This window comes from Pseudonocardia sp. CA-107938, assembly GCF_050936315.1.
In the GTDB taxonomy this organism is placed as follows: domain Bacteria; phylum Actinomycetota; class Actinomycetes; order Mycobacteriales; family Pseudonocardiaceae; genus Pseudonocardia.
This window is the reverse complement of the sequence record NZ_JBNJNA010000001.1, coordinates 2,827,438-2,854,214: the sequence shown is the minus strand read 5'-3', so window position 1 is coordinate 2,854,214 and position 26,777 is coordinate 2,827,438. Positions and strand designations below refer to the sequence as shown.

At 72.6% G+C, this 26,777-nt stretch carries 23 protein-coding genes; 10 read left to right on the top strand and 13 right to left on the bottom strand.

Annotation, left to right across the window (positions count from 1 at the left end):
* Nucleotides 1-23 precede the first annotated feature (23 nt).
* Nucleotides 24-1,280: an MFS transporter gene (locus tag ACQEVB_RS14380; RefSeq protein WP_432970391.1), complete on the top strand. Its 1,257-nt coding sequence runs from the start codon at nucleotides 24-26 to the stop codon at nucleotides 1,278-1,280.
* 125 nt (nucleotides 1,281-1,405) lie between these two features.
* Nucleotides 1,406-2,236 (top strand): alpha/beta hydrolase family protein, encoded by an 831-nt coding sequence (locus tag ACQEVB_RS14375; RefSeq protein ID WP_432970388.1) that lies wholly within the window; start codon nucleotides 1,406-1,408, stop codon nucleotides 2,234-2,236.
* A gap of 12 nt (nucleotides 2,237-2,248) precedes the next feature.
* On the opposite strand, the gene ACQEVB_RS14370 is transcribed toward ACQEVB_RS14375, so the two are convergent.
* Both ACQEVB_RS14370 and ACQEVB_RS14365 read right to left on the bottom strand, forming a co-directional pair.
* Nucleotides 2,249-3,358, bottom strand: coding sequence for a GDSL-type esterase/lipase family protein (locus ACQEVB_RS14370; protein ID WP_432970385.1), 1,110 nt, complete (start codon nucleotides 3,356-3,358; stop codon nucleotides 2,249-2,251).
* A gap of 17 nt (nucleotides 3,359-3,375) precedes the next feature.
* Nucleotides 3,376-4,296, bottom strand: coding sequence for an NADP-dependent oxidoreductase (locus ACQEVB_RS14365; RefSeq protein WP_432970382.1), 921 nt, complete (start codon nucleotides 4,294-4,296; stop codon nucleotides 3,376-3,378).
* A gap of 105 nt (nucleotides 4,297-4,401) precedes the next feature.
* Between ACQEVB_RS14365 and ACQEVB_RS14360 the strand changes: the two genes are divergently transcribed.
* On the top strand, nucleotides 4,402-5,331 hold the full coding sequence (locus ACQEVB_RS14360) for an AraC family transcriptional regulator (RefSeq protein ID WP_432970379.1): 930 nt from the start codon (nucleotides 4,402-4,404) through the stop codon (nucleotides 5,329-5,331).
* A gap of 49 nt (nucleotides 5,332-5,380) precedes the next feature.
* Here ACQEVB_RS14360 and ACQEVB_RS14355 read toward each other — a convergent pair whose 3' ends face one another.
* The 7 genes from ACQEVB_RS14355 to ACQEVB_RS14325 form a co-directional block, all read right to left on the bottom strand.
* On the bottom strand, nucleotides 5,381-6,304 hold the full coding sequence (locus ACQEVB_RS14355; RefSeq protein WP_432970376.1) for an HpcH/HpaI aldolase/citrate lyase family protein: 924 nt from the start codon (nucleotides 6,302-6,304) through the stop codon (nucleotides 5,381-5,383).
* A 1-nt stretch (nucleotide 6,305) separates the two neighbouring features.
* The gene (locus ACQEVB_RS14350) at nucleotides 6,306-7,514 is read right to left on the bottom strand and encodes a CaiB/BaiF CoA transferase family protein (protein ID WP_432970374.1); all 1,209 of its coding nucleotides are present in this window, start codon (nucleotides 7,512-7,514) and stop codon (nucleotides 6,306-6,308) included.
* A gap of 17 nt (nucleotides 7,515-7,531) precedes the next feature.
* Nucleotides 7,532-8,464: a ketopantoate reductase family protein gene (locus ACQEVB_RS14345; RefSeq protein ID WP_432970371.1), complete on the bottom strand. Its 933-nt coding sequence runs from the start codon at nucleotides 8,462-8,464 to the stop codon at nucleotides 7,532-7,534.
* A gap of 55 nt (nucleotides 8,465-8,519) precedes the next feature.
* A complete protein-coding gene (locus tag ACQEVB_RS14340) occupies nucleotides 8,520-9,488 on the bottom strand; it encodes an ABC transporter permease (protein WP_432970368.1) in 969 nt (322 codons plus the stop codon).
* Complete coding sequence (locus ACQEVB_RS14335) at nucleotides 9,485-10,465, bottom strand: ABC transporter permease (protein WP_432970365.1); 981 nt, start codon at nucleotides 10,463-10,465, stop codon at nucleotides 9,485-9,487. The genes ACQEVB_RS14340 and ACQEVB_RS14335 overlap by 4 nt, the downstream gene beginning before the upstream one ends.
* Nucleotides 10,462-11,952: a sugar ABC transporter ATP-binding protein gene (locus ACQEVB_RS14330; RefSeq protein WP_432970362.1), complete on the bottom strand. Its 1,491-nt coding sequence runs from the start codon at nucleotides 11,950-11,952 to the stop codon at nucleotides 10,462-10,464. The genes ACQEVB_RS14335 and ACQEVB_RS14330 overlap by 4 nt, the downstream gene beginning before the upstream one ends.
* A gap of 92 nt (nucleotides 11,953-12,044) precedes the next feature.
* Nucleotides 12,045-13,124 carry a substrate-binding domain-containing protein gene (locus ACQEVB_RS14325; RefSeq protein ID WP_432970359.1) on the bottom strand — a complete coding sequence of 360 codons (1,080 nt, stop codon included), beginning with the start codon at nucleotides 13,122-13,124 and terminating at the stop codon, nucleotides 12,045-12,047.
* A 729-nt stretch (nucleotides 13,125-13,853) separates the two neighbouring features.
* Between ACQEVB_RS14325 and ACQEVB_RS14320 the strand changes: the two genes are divergently transcribed.
* The 4 genes from ACQEVB_RS14320 to ACQEVB_RS14305 all read left to right on the top strand — a co-directional run bounded on the left by ACQEVB_RS14320 (nucleotide 13,854) and on the right by ACQEVB_RS14305 (nucleotide 20,471).
* Nucleotides 13,854-14,552: a GntR family transcriptional regulator gene (locus tag ACQEVB_RS14320; RefSeq protein WP_432970356.1), complete on the top strand. Its 699-nt coding sequence runs from the start codon at nucleotides 13,854-13,856 to the stop codon at nucleotides 14,550-14,552.
* Nucleotides 14,553-14,603: 51 nt separating this feature from the next.
* Nucleotides 14,604-16,715: a hydantoinase/oxoprolinase family protein gene (locus ACQEVB_RS14315; protein WP_432970353.1), complete on the top strand. Its 2,112-nt coding sequence runs from the start codon at nucleotides 14,604-14,606 to the stop codon at nucleotides 16,713-16,715.
* Between the two features lie 10 nt (nucleotides 16,716-16,725).
* Nucleotides 16,726-18,921: a hydantoinase B/oxoprolinase family protein gene (locus ACQEVB_RS14310; RefSeq protein ID WP_432970350.1), complete on the top strand. Its 2,196-nt coding sequence runs from the start codon at nucleotides 16,726-16,728 to the stop codon at nucleotides 18,919-18,921.
* A 155-nt stretch (nucleotides 18,922-19,076) separates the two neighbouring features.
* Nucleotides 19,077-20,471, top strand: a complete 1,395-nt coding sequence (locus tag ACQEVB_RS14305; RefSeq protein ID WP_432970347.1) for an amidohydrolase family protein — start codon at nucleotides 19,077-19,079, stop codon at nucleotides 20,469-20,471.
* Between the two features lie 18 nt (nucleotides 20,472-20,489).
* Here the strand turns inward: ACQEVB_RS14305 and ACQEVB_RS14300 are convergent, their stop codons facing one another.
* Nucleotides 20,490-21,158, bottom strand: coding sequence for a TetR/AcrR family transcriptional regulator (locus ACQEVB_RS14300; protein WP_432970344.1), 669 nt, complete (start codon nucleotides 21,156-21,158; stop codon nucleotides 20,490-20,492).
* A 59-nt stretch (nucleotides 21,159-21,217) separates the two neighbouring features.
* Between ACQEVB_RS14300 and ACQEVB_RS14295 the strand changes: the two genes are divergently transcribed.
* Genes ACQEVB_RS14295 through ACQEVB_RS14285 form a run of 3 tightly spaced genes read left to right on the top strand, consistent with a single transcriptional unit; the run spans nucleotide 21,218 to nucleotide 24,464 of the window.
* Nucleotides 21,218-22,033 (top strand): alpha/beta fold hydrolase, encoded by an 816-nt coding sequence (locus ACQEVB_RS14295; protein ID WP_432970341.1) that lies wholly within the window; start codon nucleotides 21,218-21,220, stop codon nucleotides 22,031-22,033.
* Nucleotides 22,030-22,926 (top strand): alpha/beta fold hydrolase, encoded by an 897-nt coding sequence (locus ACQEVB_RS14290; RefSeq protein ID WP_432970338.1) that lies wholly within the window; start codon nucleotides 22,030-22,032, stop codon nucleotides 22,924-22,926. The genes ACQEVB_RS14295 and ACQEVB_RS14290 overlap by 4 nt, the downstream gene beginning before the upstream one ends.
* On the top strand, nucleotides 22,923-24,464 hold the full coding sequence (locus ACQEVB_RS14285; protein ID WP_432970335.1) for an FAD-dependent oxidoreductase: 1,542 nt from the start codon (nucleotides 22,923-22,925) through the stop codon (nucleotides 24,462-24,464). Before ACQEVB_RS14290 ends, ACQEVB_RS14285 begins: the two co-directional genes overlap by 4 nt.
* Before the next feature lie 51 nt (nucleotides 24,465-24,515).
* Here ACQEVB_RS14285 and ACQEVB_RS14280 read toward each other — a convergent pair whose 3' ends face one another.
* From ACQEVB_RS14280 to ACQEVB_RS14270, 3 genes are read right to left on the bottom strand one after another with little or no spacing between them, the layout of a single operon-like run.
* Complete coding sequence (locus tag ACQEVB_RS14280) at nucleotides 24,516-25,064, bottom strand: FAD-binding protein (RefSeq protein ID WP_432970332.1); 549 nt, start codon at nucleotides 25,062-25,064, stop codon at nucleotides 24,516-24,518.
* A gap of 56 nt (nucleotides 25,065-25,120) precedes the next feature.
* On the bottom strand, nucleotides 25,121-26,392 hold the full coding sequence (locus ACQEVB_RS14275) for an RNA polymerase sigma factor (protein ID WP_432970329.1): 1,272 nt from the start codon (nucleotides 26,390-26,392) through the stop codon (nucleotides 25,121-25,123).
* A 15-nt stretch (nucleotides 26,393-26,407) separates the two neighbouring features.
* Nucleotides 26,408-26,764, bottom strand: a complete 357-nt coding sequence (locus tag ACQEVB_RS14270; protein ID WP_432970326.1) for a YciI family protein — start codon at nucleotides 26,762-26,764, stop codon at nucleotides 26,408-26,410.
* Between the last annotated feature and the right edge of the window lie 13 nt (nucleotides 26,765-26,777).

The following is a 26,777-nucleotide window of genomic DNA, read 5'->3' as shown; positions in this document are numbered from 1 at the left end:
CGCTGCCGTGACACAACCACCTCGTGCACGACACGATCAGAACGCCGGCACGCCGGCTCGCGAACGGCCTGCGGGCGACGCTGCACCCCACCGACCCGACCGCGCGGGTGCTGACGTGGATCACCGGGGCGACCGCGTTCGGCACCGGCTTGTTCACGGCGGTCAGCGCGCTGCTGTTCGTGCGCGGGATCGGGCTCGATCCGTCCACGGTCGGCTACGGGCTCACCGTTGCGGGCGTGGTCGGGGTCGCGGCGTCCTTCTACGGCGGCAGGCTCGCCGACCGGGTCGGGACCCGGCGCACGATGGTCGCCGCGCTGCTGGTGCAGGGGATCATGCTGTGCTGCTACGCCCTCGCCACGGAGATCGTCGGGTTCGTGGCGATCGCCTGCGCGGTCGTCGGTGCCCAGTTCGCGGGTTTCAGCACCCGCCAGGCCGTGATCGCCGGCGCGTTCACGGGCCCGTCGCGGGTGCAGGTGCGTGCCCGGCTGCGGGTCGTGACCAACGTGGCGGTCGGGCTCGGCACCGGCGCCGCGGCGATCGCGCTGACCGTCGACACGGTCGCGGCCTACCGGGTCGCGGTCGTGCTGGCCGGGCTGACCACCCTCGTCGCGGTCCTGCCCGCACGCCGCCTACCGCGCCGCGGAGCACCACCCGCCGAGGACGTCGCCCGCTCCCCGCTGCGTGACCGCACCTACCTCACCGTTACCGCGCTCAACGCCGTCATGGCCATGCACATGGGCCTGTTCGCGGTCGGCGTGCCGCTGTGGGTCACCACCGCCACCGCCGCGCCGCCGGTCGTCGTCGCGGGACTGCTCGCCCTCAACACCGTCCTGGTCGTACTGCTCCAGGTGCGTGCCGCGCGCGGCACCGACGACGTCCTCGTGGCCGGACGGCTCGTGCGCCGCGCAGGTGTCGCGATCGCCCTCGGATGCGGCCTGTTCGCGTCCGCCGGCCCGGCCGGCCCGCTCGTGGCCACCACCGTGCTCCTGCTCGCGACCGTCGTCCACACGTTCGGCGAGCTCTGGAACGAAGCCGGCAGCTGGGGCCTGGCATTCGAACTGGCCGACCCCGCCGCCCCCGGCGCGTACCAGGGCCTGAGCCAAGCCGGCATCGCCGTCGGCCGCATGCTCGCCCCGCTCGCCGTCACCGCCACCGCGCTCGAACACGGGACGGCCGGATGGGTGGCGCTCGCCTTGCTCTTCGCCGTCGCCGGCGCCGCCACCGCACACCTCGCCCGACGCGTGGCACGTGGCGGCGCGACGGGTCAGGCGGCCCATTAGGTCGGGCGCCCGCCGCGCCGCGTCGTCACCGCAGCCGTCGCGAACCCGTTTGGTGAGCCGTGAGCGCCCGACCTACGGTCCCGGTGGCGGGCCACCGGCGTCCGCCGTGACCGGAGGCTCTCGACGTGTTGCCCGACTTCCCGACCGAACTCACACCCCGCGCCGACACGGCGGCCGTGCGGGTGCGCAGCGCCGGTCTCGACCTGCCCGGCGTGCTCCATCTCCCGGCCGGTCCGGGCCCGCACCCGGTCGTCCTGGTGCTGCACGGCTTCCCGGGTTTCGAGCGCAACTTCGATCTTGCGCACTACCTGCGTCGGAGCGGGTACGCCACCTTGGTGTTCCACTACCGCGGATCGTGGGGATCGGCCGGCACGTGGTCGTGGGCGCACGTCCTGCAGGACTGCACGGCAGCGGTCGAGTGGGTGCGGTCCGTCGCCGACGCCCATCGGCTCGACCCGACCGCTGTCGCGCTCGTCGGCCACAGCCTCGGCGGGTTCGCCGCCCTGCAGACGGCCGCAGCGGACGGCGGGGTCCGGGCCGTCGCGTCGATCGCCGGGTTCGATCTGGGAGCTGCCGCGAGGATCTGCCGGGACCGTCCTGACGTCGCGCAGGAGCTCGCGGCGGCGTTCGACGCGTTCACCCTGCCGCTGTCGGGGACGAGCGGCGACGCGCTCGTCGCGGAGCTGTCGGACGCCGGCGCGGCGTGGGAGCTGACCGCGCTCGGTCCTGCACTGGCCGACCGGCCGGTCCTGCTGGTGGGCGCCGGGCACGACACCGACGCCCCCGTCGACGTGCATCACGCGCCGCTCGTGGATGCGCTGTCGCTGAACCGCACCGGACCGCTGCACCACCACGTGCTGCCGACCGACCACGCGCTGTCCGATCATCGGGTGGCGCTGGGCGAGATCGTGCGCGACTTGCTCGTCGAGGAGGTTCCTCCCGCCCCGCGCCGATGACCCCGTCCGCGGCTACAGCGCGAGCGCGTCGAGGTCGACCGCCTCCGCCATCGCCCGGGCCCCGTCGTCGTTGAGGTGCATGCCGTCCCCGGCGTCGAGGTCGGGGCGGATGTGGTCGGGCGCGTCGGGGTCCTCGACGGCGCGCGCCACATCGAAGACGGCGTCGAAGACGTCGGTGGTGCGGATCCAGTCGTTCACCTCGCGGCGGGCCGCGAGGCCTTCTGGGGTGCTGACCCCGGCGTAGGCGGCTCTGCCGAACGGGCCGATGGTGGCGGCGAGGATCGTCAGGTCGGCTGCGTGGGCACGCCGGGCCAGCTCCGTGAAACCGGCGACGAGCGCGTCGGCGCGGGCCGGGGGCTCGCCGACCATGCCGGGGAGGCCCAGGTCGTTGATGCCGAAGTGGACCAGGACGTGCGTGACGGCCGGGATCGCCAGCACGTCCCGGTCGAAGCGGGCGAGCGCGTGCTCGCCGACCTCGTCCCGCAGCAGCCGGTTGCCGGAGATGCCCTGGTTGACCACCCAGCCGCGGGTCAGCCGCCGGTTCAGGACGTCGACGGAGCGGTTGTTCGCGCCGATCGTGGAGCCGACCCCTTCGAACCACGAGTCGCCGAACGCGACGGCGATCGCGGTGTCGTCCGGGACGAGGACGTCGACGCCGGAGACGTAGAACCGCGCGTCGACCCGGTCCGCGTCGGCGGGAGCAGGCGCGGTGACCTGGTTCCCGTCGACGACGCGGGCGGTCTCCATGGGCATGTGGGAGTAGGTGGCCAGGCCGGTCTCCTCGGGCAGGTAGAGCCGCAGGTGCAGGTCCTCGCCCGGGCGCACGGTCAGGTCGACCGGATCGGTGACGACCTCCTCCCCCGCCGGCACGACGAACTTCTCGGCGTCGTCGACCGTGAGGACGTGCTCCGGGGCCGACGCGGCGGTCGTGACGACGGCCGCGGCGACGGTCAACGGGGTGCGGCCGTGGCGGTTGGTGAGGCGGACGCGGAGGCGGTCGCCACCGCCGGCCATGTGGAGCACCTGGTGCAGGGTCTGGTCGGCGAAGGCCCGCGGTTCGGTGAGCCGGATCTGCTCGTACGGGCTGATCACGGCGCTGCGGAAGCCGGCTGTCCAGATCATGTTCGGTTCCTCCGTCGTCACGGCACGAGGACGATCTTGCCGCGGGTGTGCCGGCGCATCAGGTGCTCGTAGGCGGCCCGCACCTCGACGAGCGGGTAGGTCGCCGCGATCGGGACCTCCAGGTCGCCCGCTGCGATGTGCTTCGCCAGCTCACCCAGCACCTCGGCCGAGGACGCGGTGAGCGATCCCTCGGTCCGGGCGCCGGTGCGGGCCGCGCCGGCGCGGTCGATGATGGTGTTGGTCCGGTCGGTCGCGACGCCGAGCTCGACGGCGAGATCGACGTAGCCGGCGCCGAAGGTGTCGATGAACGCGTCGACCCCGCCGGGGGCGGCCGCCCGGATGCGCTCGGCGACGCCGTCGCCGTAGGCCACGGGCACGACGCCGTGATCGGCGAGCCAGGGATGGTTGCCCGTGCTCGCGAGTCCGATCACCGTGGCGCCGGCCAGCCGCGCGAGCTGCACGGTCAACGAGCCCACGCCACCGGCCGCTCCCGCGACGACGACCGTGTCGCCCGGGCCCGCTCCGACGGCCCGCACCGAGGCGTACGCGGTCACCCCCGCCACGAACAGCCCGCCGGCCGCCTCCCACGGCACGTTCTGGTCGCGCAGCACCAGGTGCTCGACGGGGACGACGACGAGCTCCGCGTGACTGCTCCGGGTCTCGACCCACCCGATGACCTCGTCGCCCACCGACCACGTGGACACGCCCGGCCCCACCTCCTCGACGACGCCCGCGAGGTCGCTCCCCTGCCCCGACGGGAAGGTCGCCGGCCACATCGCGTGCAGCGCACCGCTGCGGATCATGTCCTCCCCGGGGTTGATGCCGGCCGCTCGCACGCGGACCAGCACCTGGCCCGGACCGGGCACCGGCCGCGGCACCTCCCGCACCTGGAGCACCTCGATCTCTCCGTACTCGTCGAACTGCACTGCGCGTGCCATGCTGTCGCTCCTCATGTATGAACTGCGATGACGGCAATACAACCCGGCTGCGGTGCGCTGATCCATGCTGGATCGGCTCCATGAAATATGAGATCGTCTCAACGCATGGACGTCCTGACGGATCTGCTCCAGCGCTCGCACGCCCGTGGCGCCGCCTTCTCGCACTCCACGGCGCGGGGCGAGTGGGGCGTGGCGTTCCCGCGCGGGGCGAAGCTCGCCATCCACGGCATCCTCGGGGGTGAGGCCTTCGCCTGGTCCGACCGTCCCGACCAGGCGCGCCGGGTCATCGCCGGTGACCTGGTGCTCGTCCGCGGCCCGTCGCTGCAGCACATGGCCCACGCGCCGGGTGCCGATCTGGTCCCGTTCGGCCGTCTCGCGGCGGCGGCCCCGGCCGGGGTCGCGGCCCGGATGGACTTCGGCTCGGGTTCCGGCGACACGACGACGTTCTTCTGCGGCGCCTACACGTTCGACGGCGACCTGTGCGCCGGTCTGCTCGCCCGCCTGCCGGACCTGACGGTGGTCCGTGCGCGGCCCGGATCCACCTTGCGCGCCACGCTCGACGTCTTCGCGGGCGAGCTGCTGCAGCAGGCACCGGGGCAGCAGGCGCTGCTCGACAGCCTGCTGGACGTCATCCTCGTCCAGGCGCTGCGCGAGCAGCTCGCCACCGACGTCGAGTCCGCGCCCGGGTGGTTCCGCGCGATGAACGACCCGCACATCGGAGCGGCCCTGCGGGCGATCCACGCCGAACCGCAGCGGCCGTGGACGGTCGCGGGGCTGGCCGCGGAGGCCGCGCTGTCGCGGGCGAGCTTCGCGCGGCACTTCACCCGCCTGCTCGACGTCGCGCCGCTCACCTACGTGACGAACTGGCGCATGGCGCTGGCCCGCGAGGCGCTCCGCGGCGGCGACACCGGGCTGGCCGCCGTCGCGCACTCGCTCGGCTACGCCTCGGAGTTCTCCTTCGCCGCCGCCTTCAAGCGCTACCACGGCGTCGCCCCGGGGCGGTGGCGCGCGCGGGAGACCGCGACCGCGTCCTGAACCGGAGGCCGGCGAGCCGCTCGCGTCCTGGGTCCTCGACGCCGTGCGCTCAGCCGGCCGCGGACATGCCGCAGAGCGCGGCGATGCGTGACACCGTCTCCGCGTGCCGCAGGTGCGCGGCGTCGACCAGCATCCCGTCGACGCTGGTGGCGCCGCGGCCGCTCGCCTCCGCCTCGCGGTAGGCGGCGACCACCCGCCGAGCGTGCGCGAGCTCCTCGACGGTCGGGGCGAAGGCGGTGTTGGCGATCTCGATCTGGCTGGGGTGGATCGCCCACTTGCCGACGAAGCCCATCGCCGCGGCCCGGTCGCAGGCGGTGCGGTAGGCCTGCGGGTCCTGGAAGTTCGGGAACGGGGCGTCGATGGCGTCGATCCCGGCGGCGCGCGCCGCGACCACGACGCGGGCCCGCGCGTAGTGCCACATGTCGCCCGGGTAGTCGGCGACCGGGTCGAAGTTGGTGTCCACGCGGGCGCCCTGCGAGGCGGAGAAGTCGCCCGCGCCGAAGATGACGGCCTCGAGGCGGTCGCTGGCCTTGGCGATCTCGGCGACGTTCTGCAGTCCCTCCACCTCCTCGATGAGCACCTCGAGCGCGATGCGCTTGCGGAGCTGCAACGTCTCCTCGAGCTGGGTCAGCAGGACGTCGACCCACCACACGTCGCGCGCGTGCCGCACCTTCGGCACGATGATCACGTCGAGTGCCTCCCGGGCTCCGGTGACGACCTCGATGACGTCGCCGTAGGCCCAGCGGGTGTCGATCCCGTTCATGCGCACGGCCCGGGTGGTGCGACCCCAGTCGAGGTCGCGCAGCGCGGCGGCCGCCTTCCCCCGGGCGGCCTCCCGCTCGGCAGGTGCGCAGGCGTCCTCGAGGTCGAGGAACACCAGGTCGGCGTCCGAGGCCGCTGCTTTGGCGAACATCCACTCGTTGCTGGCGGGCGTGGCCAGCTCCGAGCGACGGGGACGGGCGGTGTCGGCCACGTCAGATCACTCCCTCGGCACGCAGTGCCTGCAGATCGGCGTCGGTGAGGCCGAGGTGCTCCCCCAGCACCTCGGCGGTGTGGGCGCCCAGCTCGGGGCCGAGGTGATCGATCCGCCCGGGGGTGGCGGTCAGGACCGGCACCGGCCCCTGCACCGTCAGCTCGCCCAGCTGCGGGTCCGGGATCGTGCGGTAGACGTTGCGCGCCCGCAGCTGCGGGTCGGCGAGCAGTTGCTCGGCGTCGTAGACCGGCGCGGCGGCGACCTGCGCCTCCTCGAAGACGCTCATCGCCTCGTCGAGGGTGTGGTCGGCGATCCACTCCGCGATCACCGCGTCGATCTCGGCGGCGTGGCGCAGCCGCTGCTGCGCCTCGGCGAAGCGCGGATCGGTGGTGAGATCGGCGCGTCCGACGGCGCGCAGCGCCCGCATCGCGATGGACGGGGCACTGCCCGACATGGCCAGCCACCGGTCGTCCTTGGTGCGGTAGGTGTTGCGCGGCGCCGAGATGTCCCAGCGGTTCCCCGACCGCGTGGGGATCGTCCCGAACTGGTCGTAGGTGAGGACGGGCTGCTCCAGCAGCCGCGCGAGCGGCTCGATCAGGTTGATGTCGATCAGCTGCCCGGGCGCGCCGTGCACGTCGCGGTGGTAGAGCGCCGCGAGCACCGCGTAGGTGGCGTTGAGCGCGGCGACGCCGTCGCCGAGCATGAACGACGGCAGCGTCGGCGGACCGTCCGGTTCGCCGGTCATGTGCGCGAACCCGCTCATGGCCTCACCGAGGGTGCCGAACCCGGGGTGGTCCGACTTCGGTCCACCGGCGCCGAACCCGGTGACGTGCAGCATCACCAGCCCGCTGTTGACGGCCGACATGGACGCGTAGTCGATCCCCCACCGCGTCATCGTCGACGGGCGCATGTTCATGATCAGGACGTCGGCGCCGCGGGCGAGGTCGCGCAGGATCTCCCGCCCCCGCTCGGTCCGCAGGTTGAGGGTGACCGACTTCTTGTTGCGGCCCAGGCTCTTCCACATGAGCCCGACGCCGTCCTTCTGGGCGCCCCACTGCCGCAGCGCGTCACCGCCGTCGGGCTGCTCGATCTTGACGACCTCGGCCCCGAGCTCGCCCAGCCAGGTGGCGACCAGCGGTCCTGCGGCGAGCGACGCCGCGTCGACGACCCGGACGCCGGCGAGCGAGTGCGTGGTGGTCGGGATGTCCATCCGTCTCTCCCTTCGTGTCAGACCTGTGCGAGCGCACGCGCGTCGAGCCGGCGGACGAGGGCGGACACGACCTCGTTCATCGGGGCTCGCAGGCGTGCGCGGGCGGCCTGCACCGGCACCGCACCGTTGATGACGTCGATCTCGGTCGGTCGGCCCGCCAGGACGTCCAGCAGCATCGACGGGCGGGCGTCGGGGATCCGGGAGCCGAACGCGCGGACGTAGGCCACCGGGTCCTCGATGGTCAGCGGCACCCCGACGGCCCGCCCGACCTCCCACGCCTCCGTCGCGCAGCCTGCCGCGATCGACCAGGCCTCCGGCTCGTCCATGACCTCGCCGATCGTCAGCCCGGTCACGGCGCAGGTCCCCGAGAAGCACACGTTGCAGATGAACTTCTCCCACACCATGAGCTCGATGTCGTCGTACGTGGAGACGGTGAACCCGGCTTCGGTCCAGGTCGCGGCGACGGCCTCCAGGCGCGGCGTGACCGGCCCGCGCAGCTCGCCCATGTGCAGCATCTCCCAGCCCTCGTGGCGCACGTGGCCGGGTTCGGGGATCGACGCGCCGAACCCGCCGACGATGCCGACGGCCACCCCGCGGGTGCCGAGGACGCCGGCGATGCGCTCGGCGCTGCCCAACCCGTTCTGGATGGTCAGCACGACGGTGTCGTCCCCGACCAGCGGTTTCGCCGACGTGGCTGCCGCGACGACGTCGCGGGCCTTGGTCGCGATGACGACGAGGTCGCACACGCCGGCCTCGGTCGGGTCGGTGGTCGCGTGCGGGTGCGTGACGCGGTCACCGCTCGCGCCCTCGACGCGCAGACCCTTCCGGCGGATGGCGTCGATGTGCTCGGTCCAGGTGTCGACGGCCCACACCTCGTTGCCGGCGGCGGCGAGCAGCCCGGCGTAGACCGAACCCATCGCGCCGGTCCCGACGACGGCGATCGTGCTCATGGATGATCACTCCTTCCCACCGACCGGGGATCGCCCGGTCGGAGCTCGCGGGTCGTCACGTCGGTGCATGACGGGTGGCGACGGACGAGGTCGCCGTCGAGAGCCACACCCCGACCAGGATCACGACGCCGTAGGCGATCGACAGCGTGGCCGGATCGAGGTTGAACAGGGGCAGCAGCGCGTTGAGCAGGGTCAGCGCGATCGCCCCGACCATCGTCCCGAGGTAGGTGCCGCGGCCCCCGAGGATCGACGCGCCGCCCACCACCAGCGCGGCGATCGACGCGAACAGGTACGGCTGCCCGATCTCGAGGTACGCCTTGCCGATGTAGCCGGAGATGATGACGCCGGCGAAGGCCGATGCCGCGCCGGAGACGGCGTAGGTGGTCAGGCGCACCCGGCCGGTGTTGATCCCGGCGAGGAAGGCGACGACGTCGTTCTCGCCGGTGGCGTACAGGCTGCGACCGAACCGGGTGCGGGACAGCACGAGCCCCGCGACCGCCGCGACCGCCAGCCACACCAGCGCCACGACCGGGACGGGTCCCACCGCCCCGTTCGCGACCGCGGAGGCGACCGACGGGACGGCGTTGCCGGTCGCCTTGAGCAGCCCGATCGCCAGCAGGTAGGCCTGGACCAGTCCACCGACGCCCAGGGTCATCACGATGGGCGCGACCCCGAGGACCGTGACGCCGACCCCGTTGACCAGGCCGATGAGCAGGCCGGCACCCACGCAGAGCGCCATGGCGAGACCCTGGTCCATCCCGTCGGCGCACCAGGCGGCGAGCTGGACACCGCCGAACGAGATGACCCACGGCACGGACAGGTCCAGCCCACCGCCCAGCACGACGAGGGTCTGGCCGAGCGCGGCGAAGCCGATGAAGCTCGCGAACACGAGGAGCTGGCGGATGTTGTCCGGCGCAGCGAACCCGGACGTGTGGATGGTGCCGACGACGAAGAGGACCAGGGCGAACGCCGCCGCGGCTAGGGTGTTCTGTCCACCGCGGACAGCCGTGCGGAGACCGCTCATGTCCGTCGCCCTTCGGTCAGCCGGAGGATCAGGCCCCGCGTCACCACGAGGAGCAGCAACAGTCCCGACGAGGCCGCCGTGGAGACCCAGACGTCGGCGTTGACGGCGGCGACGATGTCGTTGATCACCGTGAGGGACAGGGCCGCGAGGACGGTCAGGCCGATGCCGCCGCGGCCGCCGAGCAGGCTGGTTCCGCCGATCACGACGGCGGCGACCGACGTGAGGATGTAGCGGTCGCCGATCGTCGGGCTGCCGCTGGCGGTGACGCCTGCCGAGAGCAGGCCGGCGAGGGCGGCGAGCAGGCCGGAGATCACGAACGCGGTGATCACCACGGCGCGGACCGGTGTCCCGTTGAGCCGCGCACGTTCGGCGTCGGTGCCGACGGCGATCATCCGATGGCCGAAGCGGGAGCGGCGCAGCAGCACCCAGCCGGCGACGAGCCCCGCGACGATCAGGATCGAGTGCGGGAGGCCGACGGTCTGGCCGGTCGCGAGCGCCACCACGGCATCCGGGGGCGCGCCACCGTCGGTGGACATGATCTTCAACGCGATCCCGTCGAAGATGGCCCAGGTGGCGAGCGTGACGATGAACGGCTGCATGCCGACCACCCCGACCAGCACGCCGTTGAGCAGGCCGAGCACCGCTCCGGCGAGGAGCGCCAGCCCGGCCCAGCCTGCGCCGCCGCCCGCGGCGGAGGCGGTGACCACCGACGCCACGGCGAGGACGCCGCCGACGGACAGGTCGAGCCCGCGGATGAGCACGACGATCGTCTGCGCGGCCGCGACCAGGATCAGCGGCAGCCCTGTCTGCAGGAGCAGCCCGACCTGGACGACGTCGAGCAGGCCGGGTTGGAGCACGACATCGACCGCCGCCAGCACCACGAAGATCGCGGCCGCGGCGAGGGAGTCCCACGGCAGGGTGCGTGAGCGACTCGCCGGGACGTGCTCGGCCGCCGGCGCGACGTGCACCTGCGTCATGGCGTCCGCACCTCCTCCCGCGTGTCGCGGGTCAGCGCGAGGCGCAGGATCGCTTCCTCGGAGAGCTCGCCCCGCTGCGCGTCGAGGCAGCCGCGCACCCGCCCCTCGGCCATCACGACGACGCGGTCGCAGAAGTGCGCGAGCTCGCCGAGGTCGCTGGAGAAGAAGACGACGCTCGTCCCCTGCGCTGCGAGCTCGGACACGAGCCGGAAGATCTCGGCCTTCGTGCCCACGTCCACGCCCCGGGTGCAGTCGTGCAGCAACAGCACCGCCGGCTCCCGGTACAGCGCCCTGGCCAGCACGACCTTCTGCTGGTTGCCGCCGCTCAACGCCGACACCGGTGCCGTCAGCTTGTCCGGCGGGACCCCGGTCTGCGCGCTGACCTGCGCCGCCCGTGAGCGTTCCCGTCTGCGGTCGAGCAAACCGTGCCGCACCAGCGCCCACAGGCTGCCGAGGCTGGAGTTCACCAGCACGGTCCGCGACAGCAGCAGACCCTCGCGCTGCCGGTCCTCCGGCACGTAGGTGATGCCCGCCGCGATCGCCTCCGCGGGCGTCCGCGGATGGTGCGGGCGTCCACGCACCGTCACCTCGCCCGCGGTCCAGCGGGCCGCGCCGGCCAGTGCCCGCAGCACCTCGCCCTGGCCCTGCCCCTGCAGGCCGCCCAGCCCGAGCACCTCACCGGCTCGCACGGTGAAGTCCAGCGGTCCGAGCCGGTCACCGGATGATCCGCCGCGGACCTCCACGACGATGTCGGCCGTCGGGGCCTGCCGGGCCGGGAACAACCGCTCGACGCGGCGGCCGAGCATCTCGGTGATGACGGTGTCGTCGTCGAGCTCGCCGGGGCTGCCCTCGAGCACGTTCCGCCCGGACCGCAGGACGGTGAGCCGGTCAGCGGTGTCGCGGACCTCGCCGAGCCGGTGGGTGATCAGCAGGACGGCGGCCCCGCGCGCCGCGGCCCGCCGTCCTTGGTCGAGGACCCAGTCGCTGTCGGTGCTCGACAGCGCCGACGTGGCCTCGTCCAGGATCAGGACGCGGGGATGCGCGGCGAGCGCCTTCACGACCTCGAGGAGCTGCCGCTCGGCGAGGTCGAGATCCGTCACCCGCCGCGCCGGGTCGAGGCGGGTCATCCCGAACTGCTCGAGCAGCTCCTGGGCACGTCGACGCAGCCGGCGCGCGTCGACCAGCCCGAACCGATGCGGCTCGGCCCGGTAGAGGAGGTTCTCGGCGACGGTGAGGTGGGCGATCGTGCTCAGCTCCTGGAAGACCACGCGCACCCCGCAGCGCTGCGCGGCCGTCACGGAGCCGAGGGGCATGCGCCGTCCCGCCAGGACGACGTCGCCCGCGTCGGCGGCCGTCACCCCGCCCAGGATCTTGATAAGCGTCGACTTCCCGGCGCCGTTCTCGCCGAGGAGTGCGTGCACGCTGCCCGGTCGCACCGTCAGGTCGACCCCGTTCAGGACGGGGTTGTTGCCGTACGCCTTGGTCAACCCGCTGACGACGAGCTCACCGGCCGAGGGTGCAGGATCGGCCGGGAGTGCGGGACCCCTCTCGACCCCCGCACTCCCCCGGCCGCCGTGGATCACCGCCCGAGCACGGCCGCGGCCGTCAGGGCCGCCGGCCCGTAGGTGAGTGGCGTGACCAGCGAGGCGTCCCCGTTCGCGAAGTACGAGGTGCCCTCCTTGATCACCTCGACCTGCTGCTGGTGCGCGAACTCGACGTTGCCCGCGGTCGAGACGTAGTTGGTGCTCCAGTACACCTGGCTCTTCGGCACGTCCTGGCCCGTGAGGACCTTCACCGCGTGCTCGACGGCCATGCCGCCGACGAACGAGGGCGCCCCGATGTAGAAGCACGGCAGCTGGAGCCGCTCGCACTCCTGCATGTTGCCGTTGACGTCGAGACCCGTTGCCGGCACCGGCGTGCGTCCGGCCTTCTGGAACGCGGCGATCTGGCTGGAGATGTAGCCGCCGGACAGGATGCCGTCGATCCGGGTGTTGGCGGCCAGCTGCTGCGAGACGCCCTGCAGCTCCGGGCCGGGCGCGTACTGGCTGGAGTAGGTGCCGACGACCTTGATGTCGGGGTACTTCTCGGCGAGCGTCTTCTTCCAGACGTCGACGAACGTCGTCGAGATCGGGATGCCGGGCAGGCCGGTGTCCATCAGGATGTTGCCCTTGCCGTGCAGGACCGTGCCGAGCCAGTTGACCATGTCGGCCGCCTCCGCCGCGTAGTCCTGGGGCAGCTTGTAGGCGCACGGCGTGTCGGCGACCTGGTCGAACGCGATGACCTTGATGCCGGCGGCGCAGGCCTGCTCGAGCGTGGGGTTGAGCGCCGTGGGAGAGGCCGCGTCCACCAGGATCGCGTCCGGCTTCTGCCGGATGATCGCCTGCAAGGAGGCGATCTGCAGGCTCGGCTGGATGTCGACGTTGCGGATCTGCAGGTCGACGACGCCGGAGTACTCGGGCGACTCCGCGACCGCCTTGGCGGCGTTCTCCATCTGCGGGCGCCACTCGTTGCCCATGTAGTTGTTGGACAGGACGACCGAGTACTTCTTGCCGGCCTGACCGCTGCCGCTGCTCGCCGGCTGTGACGGGGAGCTGGAGCAGCCGGCGACGATGGCGGCCGCAACGGCCAGGATGCCCAGCAGTCTTGTCTTCGACGGCATGCGAACCTCCGTTGGTCGCACTGAGGAAGCGCGCGGTGCGCTCCGCGGGGTGGATCGGTCGGACCGATGTGCCACGGGCAGCTCCCCCAAGCGCCACCCGCGGGCTCTGCGACCGTCGCGGCCCCACGATCGGGGTGATCGCCGACGAAACGAGCACGGTCGCCGAGACGAGCCTCGTGCATCTGGATCCAGGACTGATGGATGGATCCCGACGCGAGCACCGAGCTGCGACCTCAGCCATCCGTGGCACGATCGCAGCCGTTGGATACAACGCGGAGGATCGTCGCGCATCGCCTCGCCGTCGTCAAGAGTGGCGTGGATGTCCTGCGACAATGCGGCGCGACCAGCATCTATCGTTGGACAGACCAGCGGGGCATGGATCAACCAGATCATCAGAGGTCCCGGATCGGGGGATCTGGTCCGACCAGGCAGTCCCGTGCCCGCTAACGGCGCAGCACGAGCCCCGAGGCTCACGCAGACCCCGGTCGGCGGCGCCCGAAACACCGCTGCCGAGCGCGTTGGTCGGACCAGTACGGGGTGCCAGAGGATGGGCCTCGCCGATGGACCTGGTCAAGACGGACGTCTGGAACGACCGATGACCTGCAGAAACACAATCGCCAAGATGGACATTGCATCGGGGGATTGACGGGAGTCCCACCTTCGGCCACGCTCTACCGCGTTGTATCCAATCTCACCCGTCGCGTTCCGCCTCGGGGAAGGACGGCACCGATGCCCAGCCGACGTGAGCGGACGACCCCGTCCGCTTCGATCCCGCTCGTCGAGGAGATCGCCTCGGTCGTCCGCGAACGCATCTACACCCACCGCTACCCGACCGGGTCATGGCTGCGCCAGGAGCACCTGTCCGCCGAGCTGGGGGTGAGCCGCACACCGTTGCGCGAGGCGCTGCGCATCCTCGAACAGGAGGGGCTGCTGCGGGTGGAGGCCGGGCAGGGTGCCCGGGTCGTCACCGGCGACCTGCCCACCCTGCTCGCCGCGTACGAGCTGCGGGCCGTGGTCGACGGGCTCGCCGCGAGGCTCGCCGCGGAGCGGATCGACGCGTCGGGGATGCGGCACCTGCGCCAGACCATCCGGGTCCAGCAGACCACCATCGAGCCCTGGGAAGCGCGGGACTACACCCAGTCGAACGTGGACTTCCACGAGCACATCGCGCACCTGTCGGGCAACGACTTCGTGATCGGGCAGAACACCATCATCCGCATGACGGCGCAGGTGTTCGCGCCGGTCGCGCTCGTCCGGCCGGAGACCGCGTCGCGCGCCATCGGCGAGCACGTCGCGATCGCCGACGCCATCGAGGCGGGTGACGGCCCGGCGGCGGAGCGGCTCGCCCGTGCCCACATCGAGGCCACGATCGCCGAGCTCCGCACCGCGAAGGCCGGGACGCAAGGAGAGGCCGAGGACGTCTCCTGACGTCCGCCCTCCACCAGACAGCAGCCAGCGCCACAGAGGAGTGACAGCCGGATGCCCACCTACTACGTCGCCTCCGACATCGGCGGCACCTTCACCGACACCGTGGTGATCGACGACAGCGGCCGGGTCGGCCGCTACAAGTCCTCGACGGTGCCGGACAACCCGGCGCAGGGCGTGCTCGACACGCTGGTGCTGGCCGCCGACGAACGCGACGTCGAACTGGCGCAGCTGCTCGCCGACGTCGAGGTCTTCGCGCACGGCACCACCGTCGCGACCAACGCGATGCTGGAAGGACGCAACCGGCGGGTCGGGCTGATCCAGACGCGCGGGTTCGGCGACACCCTCGGCGTGATGCGCGGGTTCAAGAGCACCGGCCTGGACGAGGAGGACGTCAAGCGGTTCCGCACGCTGGTCAAGCAGCCCACCGCGGTGCCGCGCCGGCTCACCGCCGAGATCACCGAGCGCATCGACTACGCCGGCCGCGTGGTCTGCCCGCTCGACGAGGACGACGTGCGCCGGGCGGTGGCCGCCCTGCAGGCCGCCGGCGCGGAGGTCTACGCCGTCTCGCTGCTGTGGTCGTTCGCCAACGACACCCATGAACGGCGGGTCGCGGAGATCATCGAGGAGCTGGTGCCGGGCGCGTCGGTGACGCTGTCGAGCGCGTTCCTGCCGCGCATCGGGGAGTACGAGCGCACCCTGACCACAGCCGTCAACGCCAGCCTGCGCCCGGTGCTGCAGACCTCGCTCGACTCGTTCGAGTCCACGCTCACCGCGGCCGGCCTGCGCACGGACCCGCTGCTCATGCAGTCCAACGGCGGCCTCGCGACGTTCGCCGAGGTCGAGCGGCGTGCCGCGGCGACGGTCATGTCCGGCCCGGTCGGCGGGGTGGTGGCCTCCCAGTTCCTCGGCGCCCGCAGCGGCTACCGCAACGTCGTCACGACCGACATGGGCGGCACCAGCTTCGACGTCGGCCTGGTGCTCGACGGCCGGCCGGTCATGTCCAACACCACCCTCATCGGCCGCGACGAGCTGGCCCTGCCGTCGGTCGCGGTGCGCGCGATCGGCGCCGGCGCGGGCTCGATCGCCGCGGTCCGCAACGGGGTGCTGCAGGTCGGCCCGGAGTCCGCGGGCGCCCGTCCGGGTCCGGCCTGCTACGGCCGGGGCGGCACCCTGCCCACGGTCGCCGACGCCGACCTCGTGCTCGGCTACCTGAACCCCGACAACTTCCTCGGCGGCCGGCTCGTCCTCGATGTCGACAAGGCGCGCGCGGCCATCGACGAGCACGTCGCCCACCCCACCGGTCTGACGGTCGAGCAGGCCGCGGAGGGCATCAAGACGATCGTCGACGCGCGGATGGCCGACCTGGTCCGCCAGGTCACGGTCGAGCAGGGCTACGACCCTGCCGACTTCACGCTGTTCGCCTACGGGGGCGCCGGCCCGCTGCACGCGTTCTCCTACGGCGCCGAGCTGGGCTGCCCGCAGATCGTCGTGCCCATCACGGCGTCGGTGCACTCGGCGTTCGGCATCGGCTGCTCCGACCTGACGATGGTCGAGGAGCTGTCCAAGCCGATGCAGACCCCGCCCGGCACCACCGACCACGCCGTCGCGCTCCCCCCGGCGGAGCTGACCGCCACGTTCGACGCGCTCGCCGCCAAGGCCCGCCGCGACCTCGTCCGGGCCGGCGCCGCCGAGGACTCGATCAGCGTCGCACGGTCGGTGGAGATCCGCTTCCGCGCGCAGATCCACGTCCTGACGGTCGCGCTGGACGTGGACGAGACCACCGGCGAGATCACCGCCGCCGGCGTGAACGCCATGGTCGAGCGGTTCGTCGAGATCTACGAGGGCCGCTTCGGCAAGGGCGCGGCCTTCCTGGAGGGCGGCGTCGAGATCACGACGTTCCGGGTGGTCGCGTCCAGTCCCGTCCCGCGGGCCGACTTCGACACCGGCGCTCTCGGGGAGGGCGGTGGCGAGCCCGGCACGCGGCGGGTGTTCTCCGGAGGGCAGTGGCGCGACGCCCAGGTCTACCGCGCCGAACACCTGCACGACGGCCTGCGCCTGGAGGGGCTCGCGATCGTCGAGCTGCGCGACACCACGGTCGTGATCGGACCCGAGCAGGACGCCGAGGTCGACGCCTTCGGCGACGTCATCATCCGGAACCGCTGAGGAGGCGACGATGAGCGCTGCATCCACCCCTGCACCCACCGCCGTCGACCCGGTGACCTTCGAGGTCATCCGGCACAAGCTCTGGTCGATCAACACCGAGGGCGCCACCACCGTCGAGCACGTGTCCGGCTCGCCCGTCGTGCACGCCACCGACTACAACTTCGGCATCTACACCGCCGCGGGCGAGATGGCGATCATCGGCACCTACCTGCTGACCCCCATCTACACCGGTGCCATGGCGATCGAGGTCTTCCTCGACCGCTACACCGACATCGAGCCCGGCGACGTCTTCATCATCAACGACCCCTACCTCGCGGCCATGCACCAGAACGACGTGCAGTTCTGCAAGCCGGTGTTCCGCGACGGCGAGATCGTCGCGTGGCTGGGCTGCATGGCCCACCAGGTGGACCTCGGCGGCATGGACCCCGGCAGCTGGTGCACCACGGCCACCGACGTGTTCCAGGAGGGCATCCGCATCCCGCCGGGCCGCATCGTCCGCAAGGACGTGCTCAACCAGGAGCTGTGGGACACCATCGTCCTCAACTCGCGCGTGCACGACACGGTCGCCAACGACTTCCGCGCGTTCCTGGCCGGGCTGCGGGTGGCCGAGGCGCGCTTCCACGAGCTGTGCGACCGCTACGGCGCCGCGCAGGTGCGCGCCACCATGGAGCGCACGCTCGACAACTCCGAGGCCGAGCTCCGCGCGATGCTGCGCGAGCTGCCCGACGGCGTCTACGAGCACACCTCCTACCTGGACCGGCCGGCCGGGAACGGCGACGGCGGGGTCGAGCTCCTGCAGGTCCCCTGCCGGATGACGAAGACCGACGACCGCATCGTCTTCGACTTCTCCGAGTCGAGCCCGCAGTCCCCCGCCTACGGCATGACCACCCGCGGCGGGCTGCTCGGCGCGGTCGCCACGCTCATGCTCTGCACGTTCGGCTCCGACATCGCCTGGAACCACGGGCTCATGCGCCCGGTGGAGGTCGTCGCACCGGACGGGCTGTGCGTCACCGCCGTGGAACCGATGCCGGTCTCCGGCGGCGCCGCCGGCGCCAACTGGACCGCCACCTGCTCGGCAGGCGGCGCGATCGCCAAGATGCTGTCGTTCAGCGAGAAGTACCAGGACCACGCGTTCGGCCCGTCGGACGGGTCGTGGCAGCTCAACCAGTTCGGCGGCATCGACCAGCACGGCGAGCCGTTCGCGTCGATGTACATGGACTCGCTGCTGTGGGGCGGGCCCGCGTTCTCCTTCCGCGACGGCGTCGACACCGGTGGATCGATGGTGATCCTCGCCGGGGGCGTCTCCGACGTCGAGCAGCAGGAGATGCGCCACCCGCTGCTGTACCTGTGGCGGCGTCAGGTGCCCGACTCCGGCGGCGCCGGCACGTTCCGCGGCGGCAACGGCATCCAGTTCGCGCTCACCCCCATCGACACCGCCGAGGTCGTCGGCGTCCTGGGCACGCACGGCGTCGCGCTGCCCAACCGGACCGGCCTGTTCGGCGGGCTGCCCGGCTCGTGCGCGCGGTTCGAGCGGGTCAGCGACTCCGCCGTGCTCGAGCACCTCGGCGCGGGACGCCCCGTGGGCGCGCTCACCGAGCTCGCCGGGCAGCACCAGGTGCTGCCCGGTGTCTCCCCCGCGGCCCGGATCGGGCACGGCGACGTGTTCGAGTGCACCGTCCAGAACGGCGGCGGCTACGGCGATCCCCTGCTGCGCGAGCCGGCCCGCGTCGCCACCGACGTCGAGACCGGCGCGGTCACCGAGGAAGCGGCGCACCGGCTCTACGGCGTCGTCGTCCGGCACGGCGCCACCGGCGTCGAGGTCGACGAGGCGGCGACCACCACCCGCCGGGCCGCCGTCCGCGAAGCGCGACGCGCCCGGATGACGGCACCGACCGGGCCGGCCGACGCCGGACCCGGCGGCGAACCCACGGGCATCTGGGGCTCGGCGCTGGTCACCCGGCGCTCGCCCGAGGGCACGCACGCGTCCTGCCGGCACTGCGGGGAGGGGCTCGGCACGCTCGAGCGCGGGTGGGAGTCGATCGCCGGCCGCGTCGTGCTCGACCACGCCGATCTCGGCGACCGCGTGACCGTCGATCCGGCCCTCGCCACCGTCGCCTACGTCTGCCCGCACTGCGTCACCGCGCTGTGGGTCGACACGGAGCCGGTGGACGGGCGGACCTGGACGGACTTCGTCCTGACGGCCTGAGGGCCGCGGCCAGGTCGGGGTCGTCGACGTGGCGGCCCCGACCTGGCCCGCTGTTGGCCCACTCTCATATTTCGGCTACATTGTGACCGTTAATCGCGGGTGCACCCTCACGGTCGTGGTCCACCCTCTCGCCGGACGTCGAAGAGCGAGGATCGATGAGTCGCACATTGCTGCAGGGTGGGCAGGTCGTGTCGATGTCACCGCAGCGCCCGGACAGCGAGCGCGCCGACGTCCTCGTCGACGGCACCCGGATCGTGGCGGTCGGCGAGGATCTGGAACCCCACGGCGCGGAGGTCGTCGACCTCACCGGGCGCGTGGTCATCCCGGGTCTGATCAACGCGCACCTGCACACCTGGCAGACGTCGATGCGGTACCTCGGCGCGGACTGGACGCTGCCCCAGTACCTCGCGATGGCGCACGGCGAGATCGCCCGCCACTTCCGGCCAGGAGACATCCACATCGCCACGTTGGCGGGCGCGGTCACCCAGCTCGCCGCCGGGGTGACGACGATCGCGGACTGGTCGCACAACTGCGTCACCAGCGAGCACGCGGACGCCGGCGTCGACGCGTTGACCCGGGCCGGCATCCGCGCGGTGTTCCTGCACGGCACCCCGCACGGCCTGCGCGACCGTTCCCACGACGTCGCCGAGATCGATCGCCTCAGTGCGGGCCTGATCGCCACCGACCCGCTGCTGTCGCTGGGCATGGCGATCAAGGGGCCGCAGCAGTCCAGGCCCGAGGTCGTGGTCGCCGACCTGCGCGCTGCCGCCGACCGTGGACTGCTGGCGTCGATGCACCAGAGCGCCGGACCGCCGGGACCGGGCTGGCGCGCGGTGACCGATGCGGGCCTGTGGAGCCCGTCGACCAACATCGTGCACGGCACGGGCCTGCCGCAAGACCTGGTCGACACGCTGGTCGCCGCCGGCGCCACCTTCACCTGCACCCCGGAGAACGAGCTGGGCCAGGGGCACACCACCCGGCTCGCCGAGCGGGTGATCGCGGCCGGCTCGGCGCCGTCGTTGGGCACCGACACCGAGATGGTCACCTCAGGAGAGGTGCTGATCGCCGCGCGCCTGCTGCTGGCGGTGCAGCGCGGCATCCAGCACGACGACGCGCTGACCCGCACCGGGCTGGGCGCCGGCGAGGTGGCGCTGACCGCCGAGGACGCCCTGTCCTGGGCCACGGTCGAAGGGGCGCGAGCGCTGGGGCTCGCCGATCGGGTGGGACGCATCGAGGCCGGCATGGAGGCCGACCTGGTCGTCGTCGATGCCCGGATGCTCAACCTGTGGCCCCCGCACGACGCCGTCGCCAGCGCACTGAACGCGAACACCGCCAACATCGAGGCCGTCATGGTGGCCGGGCAGTGGCGCAAGCGCGACCACGAGCTGGTCGGAGTGGACCTCCCGACGATCAAGGACGAGCTCCGGCGATCCGGCAACGAGTTCGCCCGGCGACTCCGCCTGCCCGGAACGCTGGACAAGGTGCGTCGCCGCGTGGTGCGACGGGTGGTGGATCGGCAGCTCTCCGCGCAGGCCGCGCAGCGACCCTGAGCAGCTCCTCGTCGAGCCTCAGTCGACCCGCAGTCCGCGCAGCCCGTCGATGATCAGCTCCAGCCCGAAGGCGAACTCGTCCTCGAGCGGGATCGGCAACGAGTCCGCGACCGCGAGCGTCGCCGGGAACTCGGCCGGCGACAGACCGTGGAAGTGGGTCGACACCCGCTCGCGATCGGCGTCGTCGCCGGGTCCGGAGAGCTGGATGGCGAAGCCCAGGACGAAGCGCGCGAGGGTCGCGTAGGCGCGCGCCGCGAGGGCCGGTGGGAATCCGCCGTCGAGCAGGACGGCCAGGCAGCGCTCGCGCAGCACCATCGCGTTCGGTCCGGTCGGCGTCTGCTCGATCAGCAGGGGTGCGACCTCGCGGTGCTTGCCCAGCGTGGCGAACATCGCCTGGGCGACCGTCCGGCAGGCCTGGTCCCAGCCCGTCTCCGCCAGTGCGCGGGGGTCGAGCTCGACCTCGGCGAAGATGCGATCGACCACGTGGCTGATCAACGTCGCTCGATTGGCGAAGTGGCGGTAGAGCGTGGCCGTACCGGACCCGAGCCGCTGCGCGAGGCTCCGCATCGACAGCGCCTCGGCGCCCTCCTCTCGGACGAGCTCCAGCGCCGTGTCGAGGATCCGGTCCAGGGGGAGGGCCGGGCGGCCACGGGACCGCCGGACGGACGGCGAGGAGGAGCGGGTCACAGCCACGAGTATGACCACACGTTGACACCCCCTTCAATATCGGCAACACTGTATCCATTATGAGCACCCAGCCTGCACGGTCCGCCGCGGTGGACGGCCTGCGCGTGCACTACACCCGCGCGGGTCACGGTCCGTCGGTCGTGCTGCTGCACGGCAGCGGTTCGTCGCTGGAGGGGTTCGCGGAGGTGGCGGCGCAGCTGGCGGCGTCCTACGACGTGATCTGCCCGGACCTGCCAGGCTTCGGGCGCACCGGACCGCGGCCCGACCGCGACTACCGCGTCCCGACCTACGCGGCGACGATCGCCCGCTTCCTGACCGCGCTGCAGGTGCCGCACGCCGCGGTGGTCGGGAACTCGCTGGGCGGCAACATCGCCTGGAACCTGGCCCTGGACGTCCCGGACCGGGTGGACGCGCTGGTACTGGTCAACGCCACCGGCTACCCGGACAAGGCGCTGCCCGCCGGTTTGCGGTTGGCGAGGCACCCGCTGCTGCGCCCGCTGCTGCGGCGCCGGCTCCCCCGCCGCGCCACCGAGCGCGGGCTGCGCGACGCGGTCGGCCCGAACTCGACGATCGTGGACGACGCCATGGTCGACCGGGTGCACGCGTTGTCCAGCCGACCGGGGAACCGGTCGGCGTTCGTCGACTTCGCCAATACCGACCAGCCGGACCGCAGCGCCGAGATCCCGCAGATCACGGCCCCGACGCTGGTACTGCGCAGCGCCGCCATGGACGGGCAGCACTTCGCCCGCGACATCCGCGGCGCCCAGGAACGCGTGCACCCCGACGGCGGCCACCTGCTCCCGGAGGAGGACCCGGAGTGGGTGGCCGCGGCCATCGCGGAGTTCCTGCCCACGCGGACGGAGGACCGGCGATGAGGTACTTCGTCGCGGCCGACGAGGACCGCAGGCTCGATGCGGAAACGCGAGGCACCCTGCGCGGCAGTTTCATCACCCTCTCCGACGGTGTGACGCACTACGAGCTGGCCGGCCCAGCCGACGGCGAACTGGCCGTGCTGGTCGGCGGCCTCACGATCCCGCTGTTCTACTGGGACGACCTCGCCGCCCGGCTGCACGGACGCGGGCTGCGCACGCTGGCCTACAGCGCCTACGGCCGCGGCTACTCCGACCGCATCCAGGGCAGCTACGACGAGGCGCTGTTCGTCCGGCAGCTGGCCGACCTGAGCTCGGCGCTGGACCTCCCTCCGTCGCGGCACCTGGTCGGCACCTCGATGGGGGCACTGGTCGCGATGGCCTACGCCGGCCGGTGCGCCGAGTCCGTGGCCACCCTCGCGATCGTCGGGCCCGCCGGCCTGGACGAACGTCCGCTGCCGATGCAGCTGTTGCGCAGCGACCTGGTGGGCGGGTTCATCGCGCGACGCTTCGGTCGCGGCCTGCTGGAGGGGCACCTCGGGCACAACGTCCGTGATCCCGGACGCTCCGCGCAGCTGGTCGCGATGGTCCGTGACGCCTACCGCTTCGAGGGCTCCCTCTACGCGTTCTTCCAGACCCTGCAGGACTTCCCGCTGCACCGGCGGCAGGAACTCTTCCACCGGACCGGCACCTTGGGCATCCCGACACTGCTGGTGTGGGGCGACGACGACCAGGTCACCCCGATCGCCCACCTCGACACCGTCACCGCGCTGCTGCACCCGCGACGGACGCACGTCATCACCGACTGCGGCCACATGGCCCCCTTCGAACGGCCGGACGAGGTCGCCGACCTCCTCGCGTCCTTCGCCGTTCCGCACCCGGATCGGAAGCGACCATGAACGGCTCGGACACGATCGATGTCCTGATCGCCGGGGCCGGCCCGACCGGCACCACGCTCGCCATCGACCTGGTCCGCCGCGGCCTGGTCGTCCGCATCATCGACAAGGCCGCGCACTCGTTCGACGGCTCACGCGCCAAGGGCATCCAACCGCGAACCCTGGAAGTCTTCGACGACCTCGGCCTGGTCGACGACGTCCTCGCCGGCAGCAGCGACTACCCCCTCCTGGGCATCCACCTCGGCCCGGTCACCGCGCCGTGGCGCATGTTCCGCAACCGCGAACCCCGCACCGACCTCCCCTACCCGAACACCCGGCTGATGCCCCAGCACCGCACCGACGGCGCGCTGCACGACCGGCTCGCCCAGCTGGGCGGCCAGGTCGAGTACGGGCGGGAGCTCGTCGATCTCGACCAGGACGACACGTCCGTCACCGCCCTGGTCAGCGGGGCAGAGGGCACCGAGCGGATCACGGCCCGCTACCTCGTGGGCGCCGAAGGCGGTGCGAGCACCGTCCGGAGCCACCTCGGCGTGGGGTTCCTCGGGGAGACCGACGAGGCGGACCGGATGCTCATCGTCGACGCGGTCACGGTCGGCCTGTCCCGCAACCGCTGGCACATCTGGCCGGGGACGAAGGGCCGGTTCACCGGCGCATGCCCGCTCCCGCACACCGACCTGTTCCAGTGGATGATCCGCCTGTCCCCCGACGAGCAGCCGCCCGACGGCGAAACGGCGATCACCCAGCTCATCCAGGCGCACACCCGCAACCGGAACATCGCACTGCACGACATCGCGTGGCGATCGGTGTTCCGCCCCAACATCCGCCTCGCGGAGTCCTACGGCCGCGGGCGGGTCTTCCTCGCCGGCGACGCCGCCCACGTGCACACCCCCGCAGGCGCCCAGGGCCTCAACACCGGCATCCAGGACGCCTACAACCTCGGCTGGAAACTCGCCCAGGTCATCGCCGGCGCCGACCCGCACCTGCTGACCAGCTACGAAGCCGAACGCCTGCCGATCGCCGCCGGGGTGCTCGGCCTGTCCACGAAGAAGTACGAGGGCATCGCGAAACTCGACCCGGCCAGCCTCCGCCGCGGCAAGGACGAACAGCAGCTGTCCCTGACCTACCGCGGCGGCCCGCTCGCACCCGCCGGCAGTGACCGCACCACGACGCTGCAGGTCGGCGACCGCGCCCCGGACACCGAACTGCGCAACACCGACGGCGCCACGGTGCGCCTGTTCGACACCTACCGCGGCCCGCACTTCACCGTCCTCGCCTACGGCCCGGACGCCGCCACGGCGGCCGAAGAGCTCGACTGGCCGGCTGCCGGGGCACCGCTGCAGCGCGTCGTCGTCGACGCCGAGGCCAAGGCCGACCACGTCCTCACCGATCCCCGGCACGACTTCCGCCGCGTCCACGGACTCGAGGGTGACACGCTGCTGCTCATCCGGCCCGACGGCTACATCGGGCACATCGCCACCCGGGACTTCCTCGCCTCGACCCGCACCGCCGCCCGAGCCATGATCCCGGAGGTGGACGGATGAGCTCGGGATCGGCGGCCGCATCGAGGGCCGTCCGCCATCAGCGGGCTCCGCTCACCGGAACAGCGTGAACGTCATGGCTACGACCACGCCGGGCTCGACGTCGCCCGGCTCGACGGCGCACAGCCGGCGGAACAGCCGCGGATCGGCGGCCGGCGCGACGTGCCGGTACCGGCCGTCGCGGGTGACCGCGTCGATGCCGAGCACGTGCCCGGCCGACCACCCGTAGCCGGAACCGAGGATGCCCGTCCCGTCGTGGCGGGGTACCAGCGGCGCGAGACCGTGCTCGCGCGCCCGGTCCACGACGTCCGACCACAGCGCGCCCACCTGCGCGATCGCGGTGCGCGCGACCCGATCGACGTGCACCCCGCGCAGCCGCTCGGTGCTGATCAGCAGTCCGCCCTTCGCGGCGGGTGCGCCCGGCACGTCGATCGCGAGCGGCAGGCCGAACTCGGCGGCGAACGCGACAGCCCCGACGACGTCGGCGGCGTTCGCAGCGGCGACGGTCACCGCCTGGCCGGTCGCGTCGGCGGTCACGTCGCCGGTCGTGATGGAGACGAGGTAGGACAGGTCCTGCGGAGTGTGCTCCCGCGTTGCGTGCATGCCGCCATGACGATCGGGAGCGCCGCGGATCGACACCAGGACGGCACGAGCTCGCCCTACGCGGGCGGTTCGAGGCGGCTGACGACCTCCTCGAGCCGTCCGGTCAGGAAGTCGCGCTCCACGTCGTTGTCGGTCATCGCCGCTGCCTCCTCGTAGGCCGTCGCAGCCTCGGCCCACCGCCCGAGCCGGCGCAGGAGGTCGGCGCGGGCCGCGCTCAGGTAGGCGTACGTGCCCAGCGCCGGCTCGTCCAGCAGCGGTGTGAGCGCGGCGAGGCCGGCCGCCGGGCCGTCCCGGAACCCGACCGCGACGGCCCGGTTCAGCTCGACGACCGGCGACGGCCACAACCGGCCCAGGACGTCGTAGAGCCCGACGACCTCGCTCCAGTCGGTGTCTTCCCACGTCGCCGCCTCCGCGTGCACCGCAGCGATGGCAGCCTGCACGGCGTACCGCGTCGGCGCCCCGCGCTGCAGCGCCTCCGTCAGCAGTGCGGCGCCCTCGTCGATCTGCCGGGAGTCCCAGTGCGCCCGGTCCTGCTCGGCGAGCAGCACCAGCTTCCCGCCATCGGACAGGCGGGTGTCGCGCCGGGCATCGGTGAGCAGCAGCAGCGCCAGCAAGGCCGTGACCGCGCTGTCCTCGGGCAGCAGCTGGTGGAGCGTGCGGGCGAGGTGGATGGCGCTGTCGACGAGGTGCCTGCGCAGGAGGTCCTTGCCGGGCGCGGCGTGGCCGGTGGTGAAGACCAGGTGCACGACGTCGAGGACGGCGCCGACGCGTTCGGGCAGGTCACCACGGGCCGGCACGCGGTAGGGGATCCGTGCACCGCTGATCTTCTTCTTCGCTCGCGTGATCCGCGCCGCCATGGCCGATTCCTGGACCAGGAACGCCCGGGCCACCTCGGCAGTCGACAGCCCGCACACCAGTCGCAGGGTCAGCGCCACCTGCGCGTCCCGCGACAGGGCCGGGTGGCAGCAGGTGAAGATGAGGCGCAACCGGTCGTCGGGGAACACCGGCGGGTCCGGCAGGTCGCCCGGCCCGGGCACCAGGTCGGCGGTGACGAGCGCCGGCATCGCCGACCTGAACGCCTGCTCCCGGCGGAGGAGGTCGGTCGCGCGGTTGCGGGCGACCGTGGTCAGCCACGCTCCGGGACGATCCGGTACGCCGTGCTCGGCCCAGTTGCGCATCGCCCGGGCGTACGCGTCCTGGGTGGCCTCCTCGGCGAGGTCGAGGTCGCGCGTGACGCGCACCGTCGCGGCGAGGACGCCGGCCCAATCGCGGCGGTGGGCCTGCGTCAGCGCCTCCTCGACGTCGGTCCTGCCGCCGCGCTCGGTCATGACGCCGGGTACCGGTCAGCCGTGCTCGTTGATCGGGCGGATCTCGACGCCGCTGTGGGCGGCCGCGACCTCGGGCAGTTGCCGGGCCAGCGCGATCGCCGCGTCCAGGTCGGGTGCTTCGACGACGTAGAAGCCGCCGAGCGCCTCCTTCGTCTCGAGGAACGGGCCGTCCGTCGGGGTCGGCCCACCGCTCGCGCTGCCGCGCAGGGTCGTCGCGGTCGTGGTCGGCAGCAGCTCGTGGCCGCTCAGGATCGCCCCGCCGGCCGCGGCGGCGAACGCCGCGTGGCCGGCCTCGACGTCCTTCCGGTCCTGCTCCGTCCCTGCTTCCCAGATCTGCTCGTCGCCGTAGATGAGGAACAGGTACTTCGCCATCGCGCGCCTCCCG